This is a genomic window from Paenibacillus anaericanus (assembly GCF_003994475.1).
Classification (GTDB): domain Bacteria; phylum Bacillota; class Bacilli; order Paenibacillales; family Paenibacillaceae; genus Fontibacillus; species Fontibacillus anaericanus.
Window position 1 is genome coordinate 38766 of record NZ_RZNY01000025.1, and the last position, 21792, is coordinate 60557.

Annotated in this window: 22 protein-coding genes and 1 riboswitch; of the genes, 1 reads left to right on the forward strand and 21 read right to left on the reverse strand. The window is 44.0% G+C overall.

Translation table 11 applies throughout. The annotated features are described in order from the left end of the window. Positions 1-64: 64 nt before the first annotated feature. The 17 genes from EJP82_RS22040 to EJP82_RS22120 form a co-directional block, all read right to left on the reverse strand. Positions 65-1171 (reverse strand): peptidylprolyl isomerase, encoded by a 1107-nt coding sequence (locus EJP82_RS22040; protein WP_127194228.1) that lies wholly within the window; start codon positions 1169-1171, stop codon positions 65-67. After that, positions 1158-4682 (reverse strand): transcription-repair coupling factor, encoded by a 3525-nt coding sequence (mfd, locus tag EJP82_RS22045; RefSeq protein ID WP_127194229.1) that lies wholly within the window; start codon positions 4680-4682, stop codon positions 1158-1160. The genes EJP82_RS22040 and mfd overlap by 14 nt, the downstream gene beginning before the upstream one ends. A 151-nt stretch (positions 4683-4833) precedes the next feature. Beyond that, positions 4834-5064, reverse strand: coding sequence for an anti-sigma-F factor Fin family protein (locus EJP82_RS22050; RefSeq protein ID WP_127194230.1), 231 nt, complete (start codon positions 5062-5064; stop codon positions 4834-4836). A gap of 82 nt (positions 5065-5146) precedes the next feature. Further along, on the reverse strand, positions 5147-5707 hold the full coding sequence (gene pth, locus EJP82_RS22055; protein WP_127194231.1) for an aminoacyl-tRNA hydrolase: 561 nt from the start codon (positions 5705-5707) through the stop codon (positions 5147-5149). 106 nt (positions 5708-5813) lie between these two features. Then, on the reverse strand, positions 5814-6767 hold the full coding sequence (locus tag EJP82_RS22060; protein ID WP_127194232.1) for a ribose-phosphate diphosphokinase: 954 nt from the start codon (positions 6765-6767) through the stop codon (positions 5814-5816). A 60-nt stretch (positions 6768-6827) separates the two neighbouring features. Beyond that, complete coding sequence (glmU, locus tag EJP82_RS22065) at positions 6828-8228, reverse strand: bifunctional UDP-N-acetylglucosamine diphosphorylase/glucosamine-1-phosphate N-acetyltransferase GlmU (RefSeq protein ID WP_127194233.1); 1401 nt, start codon at positions 8226-8228, stop codon at positions 6828-6830. A gap of 124 nt (positions 8229-8352) precedes the next feature. Next, positions 8353-8637, reverse strand: coding sequence for a septation regulator SpoVG (gene spoVG, locus EJP82_RS22070; protein ID WP_110930526.1), 285 nt, complete (start codon positions 8635-8637; stop codon positions 8353-8355). Between the two features lie 183 nt (positions 8638-8820). Further along, on the reverse strand, positions 8821-9651 hold the full coding sequence (purR, locus tag EJP82_RS22075) for a pur operon repressor (protein ID WP_127194234.1): 831 nt from the start codon (positions 9649-9651) through the stop codon (positions 8821-8823). A 69-nt stretch (positions 9652-9720) separates the two neighbouring features. Beyond that, on the reverse strand, positions 9721-10581 hold the full coding sequence (gene ispE, locus EJP82_RS22080) for a 4-(cytidine 5'-diphospho)-2-C-methyl-D-erythritol kinase (RefSeq protein WP_127194235.1): 861 nt from the start codon (positions 10579-10581) through the stop codon (positions 9721-9723). 253 nt (positions 10582-10834) lie between these two features. Then, positions 10835-11011, reverse strand: coding sequence for a small, acid-soluble spore protein, alpha/beta type (locus tag EJP82_RS22085; RefSeq protein ID WP_127194236.1), 177 nt, complete (start codon positions 11009-11011; stop codon positions 10835-10837). Positions 11012-11213: 202 nt separating this feature from the next. Beyond that, positions 11214-11495, reverse strand: a complete 282-nt coding sequence (gene veg / locus EJP82_RS22090; RefSeq protein ID WP_127194237.1) for a biofilm formation stimulator Veg — start codon at positions 11493-11495, stop codon at positions 11214-11216. 192 nt (positions 11496-11687) lie between these two features. After that, entirely contained in the window at positions 11688-12602 is a 915-nt protein-coding gene (yabG, locus tag EJP82_RS22095; protein WP_127194238.1) for a sporulation peptidase YabG, read from the reverse strand. Between the two features lie 48 nt (positions 12603-12650). Then, positions 12651-13538 (reverse strand): 16S rRNA (adenine(1518)-N(6)/adenine(1519)-N(6))-dimethyltransferase RsmA, encoded by an 888-nt coding sequence (rsmA, locus tag EJP82_RS22100; protein WP_127194239.1) that lies wholly within the window; start codon positions 13536-13538, stop codon positions 12651-12653. 6 nt (positions 13539-13544) lie between these two features. Beyond that, complete coding sequence (rnmV, locus tag EJP82_RS22105; RefSeq protein ID WP_127194240.1) at positions 13545-14099, reverse strand: ribonuclease M5; 555 nt, start codon at positions 14097-14099, stop codon at positions 13545-13547. A 116-nt stretch (positions 14100-14215) separates the two neighbouring features. Then, on the reverse strand, positions 14216-15325 hold the full coding sequence (locus tag EJP82_RS22110; RefSeq protein ID WP_127194241.1) for a resuscitation-promoting factor: 1110 nt from the start codon (positions 15323-15325) through the stop codon (positions 14216-14218). Between the two features lie 257 nt (positions 15326-15582). After that, a riboswitch (cyclic di-AMP (ydaO/yuaA leader) is annotated at positions 15583-15795 on the reverse strand. A gap of 219 nt (positions 15796-16014) precedes the next feature. Then, positions 16015-16782 carry a TatD family hydrolase gene (locus EJP82_RS22115; RefSeq protein WP_127194242.1) on the reverse strand — a complete coding sequence of 256 codons (768 nt, stop codon included), beginning with the start codon at positions 16780-16782 and terminating at the stop codon, positions 16015-16017. 17 nt (positions 16783-16799) lie between these two features. After that, the gene (locus EJP82_RS22120; protein WP_127194243.1) at positions 16800-18089 is read right to left on the reverse strand and encodes an HD domain-containing protein; all 1290 of its coding nucleotides are present in this window, start codon (positions 18087-18089) and stop codon (positions 16800-16802) included. A gap of 328 nt (positions 18090-18417) precedes the next feature. On the opposite strand from EJP82_RS22120, the gene EJP82_RS22125 reads away from it, so the two are divergent. Further along, positions 18418-18672, forward strand: a complete 255-nt coding sequence (locus EJP82_RS22125) for an AbrB/MazE/SpoVT family DNA-binding domain-containing protein (RefSeq protein WP_127194244.1) — start codon at positions 18418-18420, stop codon at positions 18670-18672. Positions 18673-18789: 117 nt separating this feature from the next. Here the strand turns inward: EJP82_RS22125 and rsmI are convergent, their stop codons facing one another. The 4 genes from rsmI to EJP82_RS22145 form a co-directional block, all read right to left on the reverse strand. Beyond that, entirely contained in the window at positions 18790-19680 is an 891-nt protein-coding gene (rsmI, locus tag EJP82_RS22130; protein ID WP_127194245.1) for a 16S rRNA (cytidine(1402)-2'-O)-methyltransferase, read from the reverse strand. Further along, positions 19677-20432: a tRNA1(Val) (adenine(37)-N6)-methyltransferase gene (locus EJP82_RS22135; RefSeq protein ID WP_127194246.1), complete on the reverse strand. Its 756-nt coding sequence runs from the start codon at positions 20430-20432 to the stop codon at positions 19677-19679. Before EJP82_RS22135 ends, rsmI begins: the two co-directional genes overlap by 4 nt. A 114-nt stretch (positions 20433-20546) precedes the next feature. Next, entirely contained in the window at positions 20547-20918 is a 372-nt protein-coding gene (yabA, locus tag EJP82_RS22140) for a DNA replication initiation control protein YabA (protein ID WP_127194247.1), read from the reverse strand. Positions 20919-20969: 51 nt separating this feature from the next. Then, entirely contained in the window at positions 20970-21770 is an 801-nt protein-coding gene (locus EJP82_RS22145; RefSeq protein ID WP_127194248.1) for a PSP1 domain-containing protein, read from the reverse strand. Between the last annotated feature and the right edge of the window lie 22 nt (positions 21771-21792).

Genomic DNA, 21792 nt, shown 5'->3' on the forward strand with positions numbered 1-21792 from the left:
GAAAGCAGCGCGAGTTATCACGCTGCCTCTTATTACTATAACTCAAACTTTCCTATGGAAGCAATTATTTGGCACTGTTGGTATTTGTATCAGTTTCTTCAGTCCCTGTGTTGGTCCCAGTATCTGGTGTTGTAGCACCATCTTTATCTTCTGTTCCTTCAGTTCCTTCAGTTGTATCTGCTGCTTTTTCAACCTTAGGTAGCTTGATTTCCTTGATGATCTTTGTCTCTAGTTCACCATTCATAAACTCGTCCAACTTATTGGAAGCTACCGTTGTTTTCACTGTTTCCTTCTCTTCATCGGTTAGTCCTTCGAAAGTCTTCTCATTCCGTGATTCCACACGAATAATATGATATCCATAAGCTGTCTCTACCGGTTCGCCTATTTCGTTAAGCGGTTGCGTCAGAGCAGCTTGCTTAAATTCTTCTACCCATTTATTAACTTTAGCATTCTCATACAATCCACCGTTAGCATTGGAACCACCGTCGGTACTGTATTCTTTGGCAAGAGTTGCAAAATCCTCACCCTTGTCCAATTTTGCTTTAACTTCATTCGCTACTTTTAGCGCTTCTTCTAAAGTATACTTCTCGTTACCTTCGGCATCCTGCAAACCAATTAGGATATGACGGACTGAAGCTGTTGTGAAATCGTCCTTAGTTGCTTCGAATTCAGCTTTAACTTCTTCATCTGTAACCAGATTCAATTGACCTTCCATTACCGTATAGACACGAACCATATAATTCTGGAATTCTTTCTCTGTCACTTTTTGTGCATCGAGCATTGCTTTAAACTGATCTTCGCCATATGCTTCTTTCATTGCCTTATATTGTTCATCGGCTTTTTTCTTGCCTTCTGCTTTCGTCTTGTCATCTGCTTTGGACTCTAAATATTTGTAGGCAATTTCTTGCTTGATCAGATATTCACGGAAATCATCCAATTGAGTGAACTGTTCCATTGTAGGTTGAAGCGACAATACGATGCGCAACTCCCGATCGAACTCATTTTCCGTAATTTGTCCACCTTCATAAGTAGCAACTACAGCACTATTGTCGCTATTTTCTGCGTCTTTAGATTCATCTTTCTTACCGCATCCTGCCATAACTGAGAAAGCTAGTACGGCCACCATTGCAATCGTCAACCTTTTCCACGTACGTTCTTTACTTCGAAACATCTAGTAATTCCCCTTTCGCTTTGAACGAAATCTTTAGCGCCTCCAGAAATTGTTCCAATAGGGCCATCAATTCTTTGTCGTCCATTCCCTTAGTTTTAATATTGATCAACATCGTCGGTCCTTGATTAAATTGTACACGTCTTCCGAACAGATTTCCAACTTCCGCAAGCTTGGATGGCATAATGTCCTTCTCACGACCCGCGTAGAACTTCATAATGACCTCATCGCCTCGTCTAGTAATGGATTCGATACCATACTTCTTACCATACAGCTTGACCCTCGCTACTGAGAGCAAGTTCTGTACAGTTTCCGGCAATTCTCCGAAACGATCGAGCATCTCATCCTCAAGTTCCGAGACATCTTCAAACGAAGATGCAGAAGCTGTCTTCTTATATATCTCAATCTTCTGAATACTATCATAAATATAATCCGACGGTAAATACGCATCTATACTAAGGTCGATCGACGTATTCCATGATTGCTCCTCCGGAACCTTCTCACCGAGCATGGATACCTTACGCTTCTTGATTTCCTCCGCTAACATTTGCGAGTATAGATCAAATCCAACGGAAGCAATAAACCCATGCTGTTCCGCTCCTAGCAGATTACCAGCCCCCCGTATTGTAAGGTCACGCATAGCGATTTTGAATCCAGAACCAAGTTCAGTAAACTCCTTAATGGATTGCAACCGCTTCTCCGCCACCTCTGTCAGAGACTTATCACGCTGATAAGTAAAATAAGCATACGCAATCCGATTGGAACGTCCCACACGTCCACGTAACTGATACAACTGGGACAAGCCCATTTTATCAGCATCATGTACGATCAAGGTGTTAACATTCGGGATATCCACCCCTGTTTCGATAATGCTTGTGCTTACCAGGACATCATATTCTCCGTCAAGAAAGTCAAGGATCGTCTTCTCTAGCTCCTGCTCTGACAATTGCCCGTGACCAACCGCAACCCGTGCGTCTGGAACAAGCATCGAAATTTGCGCCGCCATTTCTTGAATTCCTTGAACACGATTATACAAGTAATAAATTTGTCCTCCGCGCGCCATCTCCCGTTCAACCGCCTCACGCACCAGTGACTGGCTATGCTCGACAACATATGTTTGTACAGGGAAGCGATTCTCCGGAGGTGTCTCGATAACAGATAGATCACGGACTCCGAGCATCGACATATGCAAGGTTCTCGGAATCGGCGTGGCCGTTAACGTCAACACATCGACATTCGTCTTAAGGCGCTTCAGTTTCTCCTTATGCGTCACACCGAACCGCTGCTCCTCATCGACGATCAGTAGCCCCAAATCCTTAAATATGAGGTCTTGAGACAACAAGCGATGGGTGCCGATCACAATATCGACCGTACCCTTCTTAACGCCTTTAATCGTCTCATTCTGTTCCTTCCGACTGCGGAAGCGGCTAAGACTTTGTATATTAATTGGATAACCCGCAAATCGCTCACGGAAAGTTTCATAATGCTGTTGTGCGAGAATCGTCGTCGGTACAAGTACCGCAACCTGTTTGCCTTCAATGGCCGCTTTAAAAGCAGCACGAATAGCAACTTCGGTCTTCCCATATCCAACATCACCACATAACAAACGATCCATAGGCCGAGTCTGTTCCATATCCTTCTTGATTTCCTCGATAGCCCGAATCTGGTCTCGAGTCTCTTCATAAGGGAACATGGCTTCAAACTCCTGTTGCTCAGGTGTATCCTTCTCAAAGCCGTAACCAGGAGATGCTTGTCGATCGGCATATAGTTTAATAAGCTCGTCTGCAATATCCTGAACTGAGGATTGCACTTTACTCTTCACCCGAGTCCAGTCATTACCACCAAGCTTGTATACTTTCGGTTCTTTGTCTTCAGAGCCAACATATTTCTGTATCAGATCGATCTGTTCAATCGGTACCGACAGTTTATCCCCGCCAGCATACAGGATATGCATATAGTCTTTATGAATCCCGCCTACTTCAAGCGTACCAATCCCAATATACTTCCCGATCCCATGGTTCTGATGGACAACATAATCGCCAACCTTCAGCTCCGTATAGCTCTTGATGCGCTCCGCATTGTCCATGTTCTTGCTAATCTTACGCACTTTACGCTGCTTCTGGGAGAACATTTCTCCTTCGGTTATAACGACCAAATGGACGGAAGGTAGCTCAAACCCCGATTGAAGATTACCATTCAGTAGGGTTGGCTCATCAATCCCATAATCCTGCAGCACACGCCGCATTCGTTCCATCCGTTCTTCCCCGTTGGCCAGCATAATGACCTTGGCTCCGCTCTTCTTCCAGCGGTCCATTTCTGACTTCAACACATTCATCTGACCATGGAAGTCTTGCATAGCACGACTAACGAAATTCAGAATGTTCTGAGGTTGGCTATGCGGTACTTGCCGTAGGAATAACGACAAGAATAATGTTTGAAACGGCCGACGGTAGAGAACATGATCACCCTCGAACGCTAGTGGAAGCTCTGGCAGACTTTTACCATTCTGAAACAGGTTTAGATTCCACTCCGCTTCATCTCGTTCGAGTTGTTTGGCTGTCTCTAATAGACGAGCTGGCTCATCCAGAATAAGCAAGGTATCACTCGCTACATAATCGTATAACGTCTTATTCTCCGGATAAATCAGCGAAATATATTTATAAATCTCCGAAAAATATATATGCTCACGCAGCATTTCAATTTCCTTAGAGACCTCTTCCTTCAGCTTGGCCTTAGCCTTACGGTCTGTCATCTTCTCTAATTGCGCTTCCAAACGGTTGCTCGCAGCTTGCGCCGCTTTCTCCAAACGATCCTTAGAGGCAATTAGCTCCTTACAAGGAGGGATAGACACTTGCTTGACTTGATCCACCGATCGTTGATCTGCTGGATCAAACGTACGCATCGAGTCGATCTCATCGTCGAATAATTCTATCCGGTATGCTAATGTCGAGGTTAAGGGATAGAAATCGATAATCCCCCCACGAATACTCATCTCTCCTCTGGATTCAACCCGCTCAACCCGCTCATATCCGAGCTCAATCATCTTGTTCAGAAATGCATCAAGCTGAAGGGTACCTCCCAGCTTAATCTCAAGCCAGGCTTCGCGCATCGTCTCCGGTGTGGGGATAAACCGACGAACGCCAGAATAAGGCGCCACGACAATCCCCCGAAAACCCTGGGAGCATTGTAACAGCACCTCAATCCGCTGTGCCAACATCTCCGGACTGGAGACGGCAGATTCAGCAGCAACTAGCTCATTTGCTGGATACAGTAACACCTCATCAGTGGAGAGTGCCTCCTGTAAATCCTCAGCAATCTTCTGAGCGGCAAACATATTATGGGTAACGACAAGCATTGGACGATCACTTTCTTTATGAAGTGCTGCCAACATGACTTGTCTAGACGATCCCGATAATCCAGAAATTAACTGCTCTTTCATTCCGGCTTTTACACCTGCAACTGTTGAGGCAAAATCCGAATCTTGGGAAAATGCTTGAATAAGTGCTTGTAACAAATGGGGCACCTCTCTTATTGCTTAGTGGAATCTATTGTAAGTCCTGTGGGACATCCCTACACGAATCAAAAAGGAGCCTCAGCAAACGTGCCAAGGCTCTATAACCGTTAAATTCGGTATACATCCTTCGTTATTCCGCCATCATTTTCATTCATTGCAACGGACTTGATTGTAGCGAGAGTTCTGGGTTATTCTGGAGTGCTTCTCTGCAATAATCACAGGTCACTCGAACCGTTGTTTCCCCGCTTGAATCATACGCTATTATATCTCTCCGCTCATCAGGGGTCAAGAAATGGAAACCCAGTTGCAACTCTGAGACATGAGGGGCCTCGATTCTACCAATAAATGTTCGGCAATGCCTGCATACATAGTTTATTGCCATCTATATGCCTCCTGAAGAATCATTATTCCTTCAGTATGCCCTAAGCGATCTCTCTTTAGCCTCTTCCGTACACTTCAATCTACTATCCATTAAATTTTGCCATCGTCTGTTCAAAGGAATGATCTAGGCTATATTCTATAGCATCACATGCAGCATCAATTGAGGTTTGCAACAGCGCTGCATCCTTTTTTGCAAAAGTAGATAGAACGTAATCTACGACGGCATGTCCTGGATCTGGTCTGGAGATTCCCATTCTAATACGGTTAAAAGTTTGCGTTCCCGTATGCTGAATCAGCGACTTGATGCCGTTATGCCCACCCGCACTACCTTGATAACGGAGTCTGTTTCTACCTAGCTCGGTGTCCAAATCATCGTAGACGACAATCATGTCCTCCAAAGCTACTTTATAGTAATCCATATATGCCCGAACTGCTTCACCTGACAAATTCATATAGGTCATCGGCTTAATTAATGCCACTTTGTGACCTGAAATAAAGCCTTCGCCTAGTAATGCTTTGCATTTGCTCTGTTTGATGTCAATACCGTGTCTACGACCCAATTCATTAACCGCCATAAAGCCAATGTTATGCCTTGTCTTCTCATATTGGGCCCCCGGATTACCGAGACCTACGATCCACTTCAACTTTAATCAATCCTCCATTTTCAAGCCACACTAAGTATAAATATGCCGATAGGGGTTACACCTCCCAGGTGGAAGGTGTAACCCCTGTATGACTGTATCTCAGAATTTATTCTATTTCGAATAGTTTACTGATGGACAATTCCTCATGGACACGAATAATCGCTTCTCCCATCAGCGGAGCAACAGATAACACTCTCAGCTTGCTGGTTGGGTTAGCATGTGTAATCGGAATAGTGTCCGTTACGATAACTTCCTTAAGCGGGGAGTTCTCTAACCGTTCCATTGCTGGACCGGAGAGCACTGCATGAGTACAGCAAGCATAAACTTCTGTAACTCCACCCTCTTTAAGTGCATTAGCGCCAAGCACAATCGTACCAGCAGTATCGATAATATCATCAACGAGAATCGCAGTTTTACCTTCAATGTTCCCGATGATGTTCATAACCTCACTTACGTTCGGCTCTGGACGGCGTTTATCGATAATCGCTAGCGGTGCATTAAGGAAATCAGCCAACTTACGTGCTCTGACCACTCCACCATGATCCGGCGAAACGACAACAGGGTTAACAATTTGCTTAGAACGGAAGTATTGTGCCAAAATTGGCACACCTAACATGTGATCCACGGGAATATCGAAGAATCCTTGAATCTGCATAGCATGAAGGTCCATTGTAATCACACGGTGGGCTCCAGCTTTCTCGATCAAATTAGCAACCAATTTAGCTGTAATTGGATCGCGTGAGCGAGCTTTCCGGTCTTGACGGGCATAACCATAATAAGGAATAACGACATTAATACTCTTAGCCGAAGCACGTTTCAGAGCATCAACCATGACGAGAAGTTCCATCAGATTGTCGTTAACCGGACCGCAAGTTGACTGCACAATGTACACGTGACAGCCACGAACGCTCTCATTCAATTTAACTTGGATTTCGCCGTCGCTGAAGCTCGTCGTTTCCGAGTCTCCCATGGGAATCCCGATATAATCGGCGATTTGATGGGCTAGTTTGGGATTGGAATTACAGGTGAATATCTTCAATTTAGAATCACAATAAGTCATAAATTAAAAACCCTCCGTGCTGTAATAGATAGTTAAGTTATCTCATAATTAAGGAGATTCCTATGAGTCCTGTTCTCTTTGTTTCTTAGCTTTGGCACGAGCACGTATCTTCTCGGCATAACCAGATTTGTTCTCCTGCCGATTTCTAGCTATTGCAAGGTCATTGTCATTTACAGAATGAGTAATAGTCGATCCCGCAACAACATATGCACCCTTACCAACCTTCACTGGTGCGATCAAATTAACATTACTGCCAATAAATGCATCGTCCCCAATTTCAGTAATAGACTTATTATATCCATCATAATTGACTGTAATCGCGCCGCATCCGATATTTACGTTCTTGCCTACTTTGGCATCACCGATATAACTAAGATGTGACACTTTGGAGCCATCATCTAGAGAGGCATTCTTGATTTCTACGAAATCGCCTACCTTGACACCTTCTCCTAATTTTGTACCTTGACGCAAATAAGCGAAAGGCCCAACCGTCGTTCCCCTGCCGACTTCTGCTTGACAGAGTACTGATTGTTTTACCTTTGCATTAGAGTGGATTTGACAATCTTCAATTTCAGCAGAGGGCCCAATAATACAATCCTCACCGATGACACTATGACCGGAGATAAACGAACCCGGATAGATAATACTATCGGCTCCGATTGTTACATCCGCTCCGATATATGTCGAACTTGGATCGATAATGGTCACTCCACCGAGCATATGCTTCCGCAAAATTCTCTCACGCATAAACGACTCCGCCTCGGACAGCGCCAAACGGTCGTTAACACCAATAGATTCTGCGTAATCATTTGTCAAATAACCCTCGACAATCTCGCCTTCTTGCACCAAAATACCGATCACATCTGTCAAATAATATTCCTGTTGGGCATTTTGGTTCGTGACTTTCTCCAGCGCAGCAAACAACTTAGCGTTATCAAAACAATAGGTGCCAGTATTGATCTCCTGCACTGCCGCATCCTCTGCCGAGCAATCCTTCTGTTCAACAATTCGTTGAACGGAATTGTTCTCTCCTCGAATGATCCGTCCGTAACCACCAGGATTATCCAAGGAAGCTGTTAACACAGTAGCCGCGGCTCCGCTGCGGGTATGAAGACTGATCAACGCTTCAAGGGTCTCCTCTGTCACTAGTGGAGTATCTCCGCAAACGACAAGGGTGATTCCTTCTTCTTCTCCCAAGAGCGGTTTAACTTGCTTCACAGCATGACCGGTTCCGAGCTGCTGCTCTTGCAGTACATATTCAGCAGACGTTCCGAGATAAGATTGAACCGCTTCAGCACCATGGCCTACGACCACAATACTACGTTCACAATTGACTTTCTTCACCGCGCTCAGGACATGCCCGACCATCGGTTTGCCACACACGGGATGGAGCACTTTATAAAGCTTGGACTTCATGCGCTTCCCCTGACCTGCGGCAAGAACAATCGCTAATCTTTTCAAGGCCCCTGCCTCCTTCTCTTAAACTCATTACTGAATATATCTCATTTAGGCCAAAAAGAAAAGAGAGCCATGTTACATGGCTCTCTTTTCTCAAACCCCAATTGATTAAAAAACTAAAATTGAATTAAGCCCCTTCTTCGATAACTTCCTCCTGGTCAGCAGCACGTTCGTATTCAGCCAATACCGCAGCTTGAATCTTCTCGCGTGTGCCGGAAGATATCGGATGCGCGATATCCCGAAATTCCCCGTCCGGTGTGCGCTTGCTTGGCATTGCCACGAACATTCCATTATTCCCGTCGATTACACGAATGTCATGAACAACAAACTCGTTATCGATGGTAATGGATGCTATCGCTTTCATTCTACCTTCCGAGCTAACCCGGCGAAGCCTTACATCCGTAATTTGCATATGTGTTCACCACCTTTTTCCATCAGAGACTTGGTGTATTATTCCACATAGCAAACGGAAATCCTTTTTTTTTCGTAAACAAAATGACCTAAATTCAGGAATTTTTTTAAGAATGAGTGATTTTCGACAAGTTTCGTCCCAAACTCATTATTTTAGTGTAAAATCGACATCTCTTTCGACCTATTATTTCCTGGAGAAATAGTTCCCAGGTTCTACTGAAATTTCCTTACCCTTGGCATCTACAGCTCTGAGTGTAGCAAGGGACACATAATCATGTAGTAGCCGTTGTTCCGACTCAACCTCACCTGATTCCACCAGTACGCCAACCCCTGCAACAGTCGCATCAAACTCAGCCAACAGGTCGACCATACCTTGAATCGTTCCGCCTGCTTTCATGAAATCATCCACGATAAGTACTCGGGATCTTTCTTTGAGTGCACGCCGAGACAGGCTCATGGTATGCAGGCTCTTCTGAGATCCAGACACATAATTAATGCTTACAGCGGACCCTTCCGTCACCTGATGATCTCTTCGCACTAGTACGACCGGCAAATTAAGCTCAGCACCCGTGGCATAAGCCAAAGGAATACCTTTGGTCTCTACGGTCATAATACAATCAATTTTTGCGTCTGCAAAAGCAGTAGCGAATAACTTACCCGCTTCATTCATCAGACCTGGTTGTCCTAACAGATCTGACATATACAAATAACCACCAGGGAGAATGCGATCAGGCTGCGACAACTTCTCACAGAGCTGATTAATAAAGATTAGAGCCCCTTCACGACTCACCTTCGGAATGTATTTAACTCCACCAGCTGCGCCGGCTAATGTAAGTAATTCACCCATTCCTTGGTCCTCGAATACTTCCTTGATAATTGCCAAGTCCTCACTGATCGACGATTTGGCTGCGCCATAGCGCTGAGCAAACGTAGTGAGCGGTATGAGGTGATGCGGACGGGATAATAAGTATTGTGTCATGTCTACCAATCGAGCGCTTCTTTTTAATTTTTTCACGAAGTACCCCTCGCTAAATCCGAATATTTTATAGAAAATATACCACTTTTGTACGGATTTGTCCAAACTTTACCCTCGAGTTAGTAGTCGCACTGCATATACTTCTTTACAGAAGCCGCGCAGTCCATTATATATTCGTGACACTTTAGACTCTTTGGAGACAAGTCCAAATACCGTAGGTCCACTGCCGGACATGAGAACACCATCCGCGCCAAGCTTAAGCATGGCCTCCTTCAAGTGAGCCACCTCTGGATGCAATTGTAGTGTCACATCCTCCAGAACATTACCAAGCCCTTCGCATACAGATGAGAAGGATCCACTCTCGATCGCCTCAATCATAGTATTGGCTGAAGGATGGTGTGTGATTCTCGAGCTACGTAGACGCCCGTATACCTCTGCGGTTGATACATTGATGGGAAGCTTCGCTAAAACAACCCAGCATTGCGGCGGATTAGGTAGCGGGGTGAGCTTCTCTCCCCGGCCTGTTGCAAGCGCAGTACCACCGGTCACACAGAAGGGGACATCCGAGCCCAGCTCTGCACCTAGTGCTTTGAGCTCTTCAACAGGGATGTCCAGCTCCCATAGTCGATTCAACCCCCGAAGTGTAGCAGCTGCATCACTGCTACCTCCAGCAAGCCCTGCTGCTACGGGAATATTCTTATCGAGATGGATGTATACACCTTTACTCACATTATAACGATCCTTAATTAACCTAGCCGCTTGAAAGGCAAGATTCTTCTCATCCAGTGGAATGTACCCAGCCTGGCTTGAAATAATAATGGTATCCCGTGGAAGAGTGCTCATTTCTAGGCGGTCAGCAAGATCGACCATCGTCATAATCATCTCTACTTCGTGATATCCGTCTTCTCGCTTATGTAATACGTCTAACATTAAATTAATTTTAGCCGGTGCTTTTTCATATATTTTCAAGGTATTCACCCACCCTCAGCATTTCCATAGATTCACATATAACTTAACATATTATAAAAAAAACTTTCACCTTCGTCTATGCAGAGAAGGAAAGGCTCCTCTTAGCTTACAAGTATCACGCTATCCCCTCATTCTACTTGATCTTCACATAAGAATAAAAGGCTATAAAGTCCCTAATTATTATCTTGGCATTATTACAGCCTTTATAATTTAAAAAAACGAAGCCTCCCAAAGGGATGGCTTCGTTTCCTTTCTATCGTTTTGAGGCGGCTTGCTCTGCGAGTTGAATCGCTCTTTTGACCATATTGCCAGCATCTTTGGCCTTAATGCCACCCCAACCCTCTTGTTGGACCGTATCGTAAAACCCTAGATCCTTTGCAAGTTCAACCTTCAAATCCTCCGACATAACGCTGCGCCTTCTACGTGACATAGCTAGCCCTCCTTACGAAATGATGGATATGAAGAAACAATGTTAGTATGACGCCTTCAAGCTCCTCTCATACGGTGGAAAACCTACCCACCCTACAGTCGCACATGACTAGGAGCTTTTGTCTATTATTGAGTATCCATTATTGGGCGCAAAAAAACGACCTAGCTTTGGGCCAAGGTCGTTTACTGAATAATCATGATGTTCACGGCTTAATATACGAAATCCGCATCTCGCTATTGTTATTATCGTTACAGATCATAACCTCAACGGATTCAGTAAGTATATCGGCATAACTGTATGACACACGTTTAAAAGTCTGTTGCTCTTCATCCAACTTCACGATAAAGACGGAAGGATAAGTTTCCTCCAATACACCGGTACGTTCGACGGTCTTTCGGCGTCCTCCGTTGGCCCGGAGCAGAATTTTCTGTCCTACGTGAGCTTCGAGACTGTGCTTAATATCTGACAGCGCATTTTTAGCCATTACCTGTGACCACCTACTTTCTTTTTCTATTATACAACAGAAAGCAGTGTCTTGTCAATTCCAAACAAATAAGTATATCAGCAAGAAAAATCGGTTGTCAATTGTTTTTTTTGGAAACCTGTATTACGCCTCATTTTCTCAGTAAAAACAAAGAAAACGCCCGATAATATCGGACGTTTCAGGATAACTAAACTACATAGAAGGTACAACCTTCAAAGTTGATAAATCTTTAGGTTTGGGCAGACCAATACGATAGCTCCCCCGTGTCTCAATACCACCTACACCCTGAGTACCGCTAATTGTATTGTTCAGCACGTCGGTGATATGAATGGTGTCCCGGATGGACGTAAACGAAGCCTTCGCGGCAATATAGACCGGATCGAGTGCATGAATGAGCACCCTCCCTGGTGAGCTGGCAAAATTGGCTCCTGCCTGTAACAATGCCTCGAAATGCGATTGACATGCTCCTGCAACAATAGTCAGGGTATCAAAATTACGTTCATATTGCCGAGCCGCTCCAATAGCCTCTACAAAATGTCTTGAGTTCTTATAGCTCGACAAATTGTAAAGATTGCTGTTAGGGCGATTCTTGAGTACACCGTCATGACCTGTCACTACCACGATATCTGGACGAACACTTGGCAGCAAACGCTGCAGTGCTCCGGCCATAGCAGACTCGTTCACAAAATAACCTTCAGCAGGCACTCTTAACTTCTCATACAGTTCAAGGCTTTTCTGCAAATACCGCTCATCACCATCTAAATGAAGTACCTTACCAGGCACCTCAAAGTACGATGGTTCAGTTTCTACGTTATCTTGTGGAAGCCATTCCTGATTTAATACAGTCTGATTTCGCTGTGCTTGCTCGACTCGTTCTCGATGTAACCACTCCAGCGATTTTGTAGCCTGGATATTCGCACGTCTCGCTCTTTCGCTAGGGGAATCCGGATCCACTTTAACTAAGTCAGTCAAAGGTGCGTCAGCCAGCAACCGAAAATCTATTCCCTTGATTATGGCCACATTTCGCTCAATCTTCTCAATTCGGAAGGTTACATCTCCTCCGTAAGATTTGCGAACGACCAAGTCTCCCAAATTCGTCAAGTCCATCACCTCTACCCCCATCGTATGGGCTAACAGAGGGAATGGTTACAGTAACTAAGAGTTCAATCCAGCACCAAGGAAAACATTGCTAAGACGAGCGAACTCCTCTAGACTGAGCGTTTCTGCACGTCTTGATGGTTCAATCTCTGCCTCTGCCAACAGGCGTTCCAATGTCTCGCGCCCTTCACCTGAGAAGAAACGGCTTTTCAGGTTATTTGCAATCGTCTTACGTCTCTGAGTAAAAGAAGACTGTACGACCTCGAAGAAGAAAGCCTCATCATCCACCTGCACTGGTGGCTCATCACGAACTGTTAACCTGATGACTGCCGATTCTACATTCGGCTGTGGAATGAAGACAGTAGGAGGCACCATACAAATTAATTCTGGCTTGCTGTAATACTGAACAGCAATACTAAGACTGCCATACTCCTTGCCTCCTGGAGAGGCCGCCATCCGCTGGGCTACTTCCTTCTGAATCATGACGACAATATGTTCCAGTGGTAATTTCTCTTCCAATAGCTTCATCAGGATCGGCGTCGTTACATAATAAGGTAAATTAGCCACCACGCTAACACCGCTAACATCGCCGAATTCTGCCTCAAATAGTGCGCGCAAATCCAGATCCAGAACGTCGCCCTGTATAACATTTACTTGAGGATAAGGCTCCATAACTTCTCTAAGAATAGGAATGAGACGACGATCGATCTCTACGGCCGCCACCTTCCCTGCTTCTTGAGCCAGCTTTTCCGTAAGCGCACCAATACCTGGACCAATCTCCAGTGCTCCTTTGGACTCATCTAATCCTGCTGCAGCAACAATCTTACCGAGGATATTCTGATCGATCAGAAAGTTCTGACCTAGACTTTTTTTAAATTTAAATCCGTGTCGCGCAATGATCTCTTTCGTCCGGCGTGGCGTTGAAACGTCTTCCAAAATATTCATAACAAGTTATACCCCTTTGTCTTCCAATTGAGCTAATGCGGCCGCAAATTCTTCCCGGCTAATTCTAAATACTGTCATCCGCTTATAAAATTGTTTCCCATTACAATATCCAATACCAAGTATTTCACCCATGACTCTCCGCCGAGCAGCTGCCTCCGGATGAATAATAAGCCCTGCCGCCAATAAATCCTCCCAGTCGATCATTCCCGCTTCACTGGCTTCACCAACGACTTCACTGCGTACATTAGCTAGGGCCTCACGTATGACCTCAGGAGAAGCATTCTCGACGCCGATATCTCCCCGCTTCGTCGCATCTGCTTCCCGCAGGAAGGCATGCTTACAGCCAGGCACCCGATTGGCTACAATTTTGCGGATGCGCTCACCGGCATGATCAGGGTCAGTAAAAATAATAACACCACGTCGCTCCTGTGCTAGGGCTATCTTCCGCAGTGTCATTTCGTTAATTGCAGAGCCACCGGTTTCAATCGTATCTGCTTCTAAGGCACGTTTCACAGCAACCGTATCGTCCCGGCCCTCCACCACAATGATCTCTTTGATCATGTACTCTCTTCCTTCCTTATCACAACAAAAAGAAGAGGATAAATCCTCTTCTTGAACTTAAGCTTATTTATTAACATAATATTATCCGATTCCCTACCCAATGTAAAACTAGATCTCTAGTTTAACTCAGGCTTGGTAGGACCAATGACATAGACTGTACGACCCTTCTTGCGGCCAAATTGATTGGCTGCCTTCAAGCTATCGTAATAGACGTCCATTTTATTACCTTTAATTGCACCACCCGTATCCTCGGCACGACGGAAGCCAACACCTTCGATATAGACCCACCATCCCATCGGGACAACGCTCTTATCTACAGCAATTGTTCTTCCCTCTTTCACACGAGTACCGGAAGCTGTCTTCGTACCAATACCGTCTTCCTCGGCAGAATAGGCGGTAAGAGTGACGTTCTTCAGCACTTTTTTATATTTAAACGAGACGCCACCTTTGGTCGTTAGTCCACTAATATCAACCTTATCACCGGTCCGAGTGATACTGGCAGACAGAACGGCTGTTGGTTTCTTTGTACCAACGGCTATCACTTTCGGTTGAGCGGTCTTAGAGACCTCTTTACCGAGCCACTGCTTAGATACAAAAATTCCGTCTTCATATACTTTCTCTATGTTGTGGGTAACTAAACCTTTGCTTCCCTGCTGGATGACCTTAGTCTTCCCCTTAAGCAGATCTGGATCAGAGGTCTTCACGATGGTGAATGGTACAGCCTCTTGAGTTTGAACCAGTTGCTTGTTAACCCGGACAATCCGAATCTCCAAATTGGACTTAAGCTCACTACTCAAAGCAGGGGTAATTTTATCTATGGGGTCCAAGGAAACACCTAGTTCCTTGATAGCACCCTCTACGTCTTTCTGAGTTGTAAAATGTGTCTTGGTTGTTCCGTCCACAGTAAGCTTTACGGGAACGGCTCTCACAACGGAAATTGCAAGTGGACTTGAAACTTTGTCCTCCGGATTCAATAAAATGGAGTGTTCATCCAACACCTCATTCATTAGCGAGTGCTGTGTCTCTACTGATCCCATCTCACCGTCTTTTGCCAAGGCGACATTCTTCTTGTCTTGGCTATTCAAACCAATCAGTGTGACAACTGCAGCGATCACGAACAAGCTAATTACAGAAATCCGACGTAAATTTTCAGGCTTCCAATGCATTGCGTAAGACATGCTGGATGAGCGTGATTCATGGGTCTCCTTTTTGTGGAAAATGCCCATATCTTCTCTCCTCCTTCATAGCCCCGCCGTCTAAGTCGATATAAGATACATTTGACGTGACTATTATTCATTTGTACGAAATGCATAAACAACTGCATTCCGCATCCTGCCCCAGTCCGGTCGGCATAGGTCATCCTCCTGTTAAACAAGAGTATGATGTGCCTATTACATTTATTCAAAAACAAAAGAAGCCTAAAGAAAGAGTTAGAGGAACTCCTTCGTGGCTTCCGCATGTCATGATGTAATAGGATGCACGAGTTGCCTCTCTTGAGACGCTTACGAGGTTAGCTGTCGGATTCGGACGCAGAGAGCCGCCCTTTCTCAGTACATTCGCTCATGGCGCAATGACCTCGAATTCACCCCAAAGACCCATAAAGAAATCAATTACGAGAGGATCGGTATACGAACCCTGATCAATCTACGTATCGGTTCCCCCGTTCTCCATTTAGGAGATTCAGCGAGACTGGTTCATGGAAACATGTGATCGAAGACGTCCCATTAGTTTCCAGATGGACACCGAATTCGATTACTGAAAAGATTCTATCCTGTTTCGATGCATGTTGTAAAGCATCAATCAACCACGTTTCTTTTAAAATATGGTTAATTTTTTGTAATATTCTCGCTTTAAACAGTTAAAAAGTATTAATCTTTCCCGTTTACTCACTTTTTCAGCTCTTTTACTCTCGAATTCATCTAATCCCAAATAGTCCCAGCGCATTTTGAGTTGTTATTTCAGCGATTTCTTCGAAGGACATGCCTTTTATCTCAGCTGCAGCTTCTGCAACTAGACGAACATGTGCAGACTCATTTCTTTTACCACGATATGGGTGTGGTGTTAAATATGGGGAGTCCGTTTCGATCAATAATCGATCCATCGGTGTCTGTGCTAAGACCTCTTTTGGCTGTTTGGCATTTTTAAACGTAATGGGGCCACCAAACGACAAATGAAACCCCATATCCAGACACATTTTAGCAATTTCCCAGCTTCCGGAGAACGAGTGCATCACTCCGCCAACCTCACTTGCCTTCTCTTCACGTAAAATCCGAACCACATCTTCATGTGCATCCCGGTTGTGAATGCAGATTGGCATGCCCAAACTCCGAGCCAGTCCAATTTGATTACGGAGTACCGTATGTTGTACATCCTTAGGTGAAGTATCCCAATAATAATCGAGGCCTATTTCGCCGATCGCAACTACCTTTTCGTGGGCACATAATTCGGCGATCCAGTCCAAGTCACCTTCTTGCATCGTAATCGCATCCTGTGGATGCCAACCAACAGCTGCATAAATGAAGTCATGAGCCTCCGCAAGCTTCATTGTTGTCGGGATCGTCTCCCGATTAAAACCGATATTGATCATTCGAGTAACACCTTGCTCCAGTGCCCTTGTAATCGTTTCCTCGCGGTCTTCATCAAACTGAATTGCATCCAAATGAGTATGAGTATCGAATAGCATTCTGCTAATCCTCCTAATTATGTCTGTAATTGAAACAAATCCGCAATTTCCTGGGGAAGCTTATCTAACACAGGGGTCAATTTATTATCCGGAAAGTACAAATGAAATTTACCCCGATGAAGTCCACTGATTGACCGAACAATATCCGATACCTCAGAAATTTCTCGCAACTGATCTTGACGATCCAAGAGTAGTATTTGTTTCTCCCTAAATTTCCCGTCAGGTCGAAAAACATCATACGGCAGATCAGTGGGAAAATCAATTTCCAAGTCGTAATCTGGGTTAAGTCCCACTTTTGCAAAAGCGTGCCGTATTTCTTCTATCATTTCCTTATCAAGGGATTCAGTTTCTACATATTTATACAATTTACGGTCCATAAATCGGGAACAAAGATCACTAAGTAAATCATCCTTCTCATTTCTCCATTGCATAAATGCAGTTTGAATGAGCGCCTCATCTAATAGTAGATACTCCTGCACAGTTAATTCACGTTTGAATAGGCCTGGCAATGGATCAGGTAAAAAAGCGAAGGAATGCCCACTCTTATACAATTCCTTAGCTCGGCGAAGAATTTGCCTTAGGATGATCTCTGAACTACGGGTAACGGGATGAAAATAAACCTGCCAATACATCTGGTAACGGGACATCAAATAATCTTCCACCGCATGCATTCCTGATTCCTTCACAACAACCCTACCTTGAAATGGCCGGAGCATCCGTAATATTCGGTCCATATCAATGGTGCCATAATTTACACCCGTAAAATAAGCGTCCCTGAGCAAATAATCCATTCGATCCGCATCAAGCGGGCTTGAGACCAAGTTAACAACGATCGGTTTGTCATAATCTTTACGAATGACGGATGCCACTTTGGCCGGGAAATCATCACCCAATCTTCTTAATACTGAAGCAACCTCACTATCTCCGAGCAATATTTTACAAGTCCAATCCTCATGGTCCATTTGAAATGCCTGTTCTATAGAATGAGAAAAGGGACCGTGCCCAAGATCATGGAGCAATGCCGCACAAAGAGCAACCAATCGCTCATCCCTTGGCCAATCAGGGTACTTACCCTGTTCAAACTGCGAGATGATTCGACGAGTAATTTCATATACACCTAGAGAATGAGAGAATCGGCTGTGCTCTGCACCATGAAATGTTAAGTAAGATGTGCCAAGCTGCCTGATGCGACGGAGACGTTGAAATTCCGTAGTATTAATGAGAGACCAGATAATTTCATCCTGCACATGTATATAGTTGTGTACCGGATCTTTGAACACCTTTTCTTCACGTAATTGGCGATGCATGGCTAACACTCCTTATCTCATATTTTTTCATATCTAATTCTTAAAAATATTTAGCAGAATTATGCCTTATATCGACATAAAATGTCGAATTATGTCGAATAACGACGAAGTGTTGATTTCCAATATGTCGAATGTTGGAAAGCACTTATTTTTACTGGATTTATAGGAAAAACAGACCCTGCAAAGCGCAAATATGGAGAATTAAAAGAAATATTCCATTAATAGGTTGACTATTTTGGCAATGGTTGGTATTATAAATATCATAAAAGATAGAAGTTTGTCGAACTATGACATATTTAAATTATAGCGGAAGGGGTTATCATCAGTTATGATGAAATCAACTGGAATTGTAAGAAAAGTAGATGAATTAGGTCGGGTTGTTATTCCGATTGAATTACGCCGTACACTCGGTATTGGCGAAAAAGATGCACTGGAAATTTATGTAGACGGAGAGCGGATCATGTTGAAGAAATATGAACCTGCTTGTATCTTCTGCGGCAACGCTGAGAACGTTATTTACTTCAAAGGTAAGATCGTTTGTCACGAATGTATTTCTGAAATTCCTGCCCCTGTGACAAACTAGGAATTATAGTATATAATAGATTTATTGAAACTGTTAATTCTAACCTTTTTCATATCTCCTTGGTCCCTCTAGTAGGATTACTCCTACTAGTAGGGATCACTTTTTTTGTCCTTACCTCTATAATAGCAGTTGGTAAATATCTCTTTTTGAGACTCCTCGATCTCCCGCAGCTTTTTTCATCGCATCTTTACGCGAAATTCCCTCTTGCTCCTCATAATGAACAACATGTTCTTCTACTGACAATGTTTGCCACCATGCATCTCGTCTCTGTTTAACATCTTCGGGATTCGCTCCGTCTATAACAATACAATACTCACCAAGCGGTGGATGCTCTTGCAACCAAGCTTGGCATTCGCTGATCAGCCCCCTGGCCATCTCCTCATAACGCTTGGTCAATTCTCTAGCTAGTACAATTTTGCGGTCTCCCCAAGCCTCATGGATCGACTCCAGTGTCTTGAGCACTCTATGGGGTGATTCATACAGCAACAAAGTCCCTTCCTCATCTTGAAGACTCTTCAGTAGATTCTCACGCTCCTTATTATCACGGGGTAGAAATCCGAGAAATTGAAATCTTTGGGTGGATAATCCCGAAACGATAAGTGCTGATAAAGCGGCGTTTGCCCCAGGTATCGGAATGACGGATATATGCTGTTCTAACGCCAATTTTACGAGGTCGCTACCAGGGTCTGAAATGGCTGGTAAACCGGCATCACTCACGAGTGCCAAATTATTTCCTTCTATTATAAGGCGAATTAATTCAGGACCACTCGCTGCCTTATTATGTTCGTGATAACTCAGTAATTTTCCCGTTGTAATCTCATAATGAGTCAGTAGCTTCCGTGTCTGGCGTGTATCCTCAGCAGCAATAATATCAACCTCTCGCAAAGTCCGAATAGCTCGGAACGTCATATCCTCTAAATTACCAATTGGCGTAGCAACGAGATACAACTTCCCGCATGGTTTTGCATCCGGTTTTTCTACAAAACTTTTCTGAACTTGTATACTCATACTTTTCCCTCTTCTGATCCGTAATAAATGTCCATGATTTCTTCACAGTATTCCCCGTTCTCCTTGTAAACGATCAGCGGAGGTAAAATTCTCATATCGGGTTTACCATCCTTTATCGCTTCAATTAACACAATATTAGATTCCATTCCCGATCTTGGGTGTACAAATCGAATAACTTTCGGTTCTAACTTATATTGCCTAAGCAAAGTAATAATTTCGCCGAGCCGCTGCGGTTTATGCACCATGTTTACTTTCCCGCCATTTCTAACTAGTTTCGTGGCGGCGGATATCACATCCTCCAAGCTACAATGGATCTCATGTCTGGCGATCGCTTGGTGGGAGTTCAGCTTGATGTCCCCCCCGGTAAGCGGCATATACGGTGGATTTACCGTGATAGCATCATATACTCCATGACCAGTTTCCTTCACTAGTTCCCGTAAATCACCTTCGCGAATAAAAATCTTGTCCTGTAGGCCGTTCATTTCCACACTTCGTCTGGCCATATCTGCTAATCTAGGCTGAATTTCAATACCCTCGATATTAGCTTCACTCCGTGTCGATAGCAAGATGGGAACTACCCCGTTTCCGGTACACAGGTCCAGAATCTTTCCATACTTAGGTACGGATGCAAAGCGAGCTAGTAAGACAGCGTCCATCGAGAAGCTAAACACTTCGTCACTCTGAATGATCTGTAATTGATGAGTAAGTAGATCATCTACTCGTTCTTGTTCATGTATAGGCACTTTGTTCATCTATCTGATCTTCCATTCTTTTAAATTATAGAAATTGAGTTCATAAGCAAAGTATGAGCTGACCTATACTTCCCTTATATTTAAAAAAACCGTAGGACTTATCCCTACGGCTTGTTATTTATTCAAAAAAGAGAGACAGAAGAGACAATCGCCTTCCGTTCGTAAATGCCCGTAATACACATTGCAAATATGAAAGCCTTCATGATAGAGACGCGCCAGATTATCGTAACCTTCTCCCACCATGTCGATGATTTCCTTACCCTCAAGTAGAGGATTAGAAGCCTTATCCGCAGAGGTCAAAGTTAAGCGGCCTTCAGTGCTCTCCCGCTTTAATATTTTGCGCAACTGCTCGTTCTCTACAAGAAGTCGCTGGTTTTCTTCTACCAGTTTCTTCACTTCAAGTTTGAGCGTGCCCAAATCACCATGTATATCTCCCATTTGTGTTTCTACAGCTTGCATATGAGTAAAAATATCTTTGTTCTTCAAGTTCCCACCCCAGAGTCATCTCTAAAGTCTATCTTGAAAATATGTGTTACTTTACTTAACAACAACATCATCCAAAGGCAATTCTTTAACCTTGCCCACTTCAAATAATTGTACATGAACGGTACGAGAACCCGCATTCAGACCGACGACTTTACCATCCCCCAAAGAGGTAACAACTACTTTACCAACGGAAGGAAGCTCTTCCTTCACGCTTTCGTAATTATCATGTTCAAATTTCAAACAACACATAAGGCGTCCACACAATCCAGATATCTTAGTTGGATTGAGTGACAAACTCTGATCTTTAGCCATCTTAATTGAGACGGGCTCGAAATCACCAAGCCAAGAAGAACAACATAATACGCGTCCACACGGACCAATACCACCCAGCATCTTAGCCTCATCTCTTACCCCAATTTGTCTGAGTTCGATTCGAGTGCGGAAAATGCTAGCTAAATCCTTGACCAATTCGCGGAAGTCAACCCGACCTTCAGCAGTGAAATAGAAAATGATCTTATTACGGTCAAATGTAAATTCTACATCGACCAATTTCATTTTCAAATCATGATCCTTGATTTTATTTAAACATGTGGCAAATGCATTCTTTGCCGCAAGCTTATTCTCATCAACTACACAGGCGTCAGATTCATCAGCAATTCGGATGACCTTCTTCAGTGGAAGAACGACATCGGATTCTCCAACCTGTTTCTTCCCGATCACTACTTTGCCGTATTCGATCCCTCTTGCTGTTTCAACAATAACGCTCTGTTCTTTCTCAACTGGAAGTTCCAGTGGATCGAAGTAATATATTTTGCCCGCCTTTTTAAAACGGACACCCACTACAGTATACAAAAACTTACCCCCTCGTATAGCC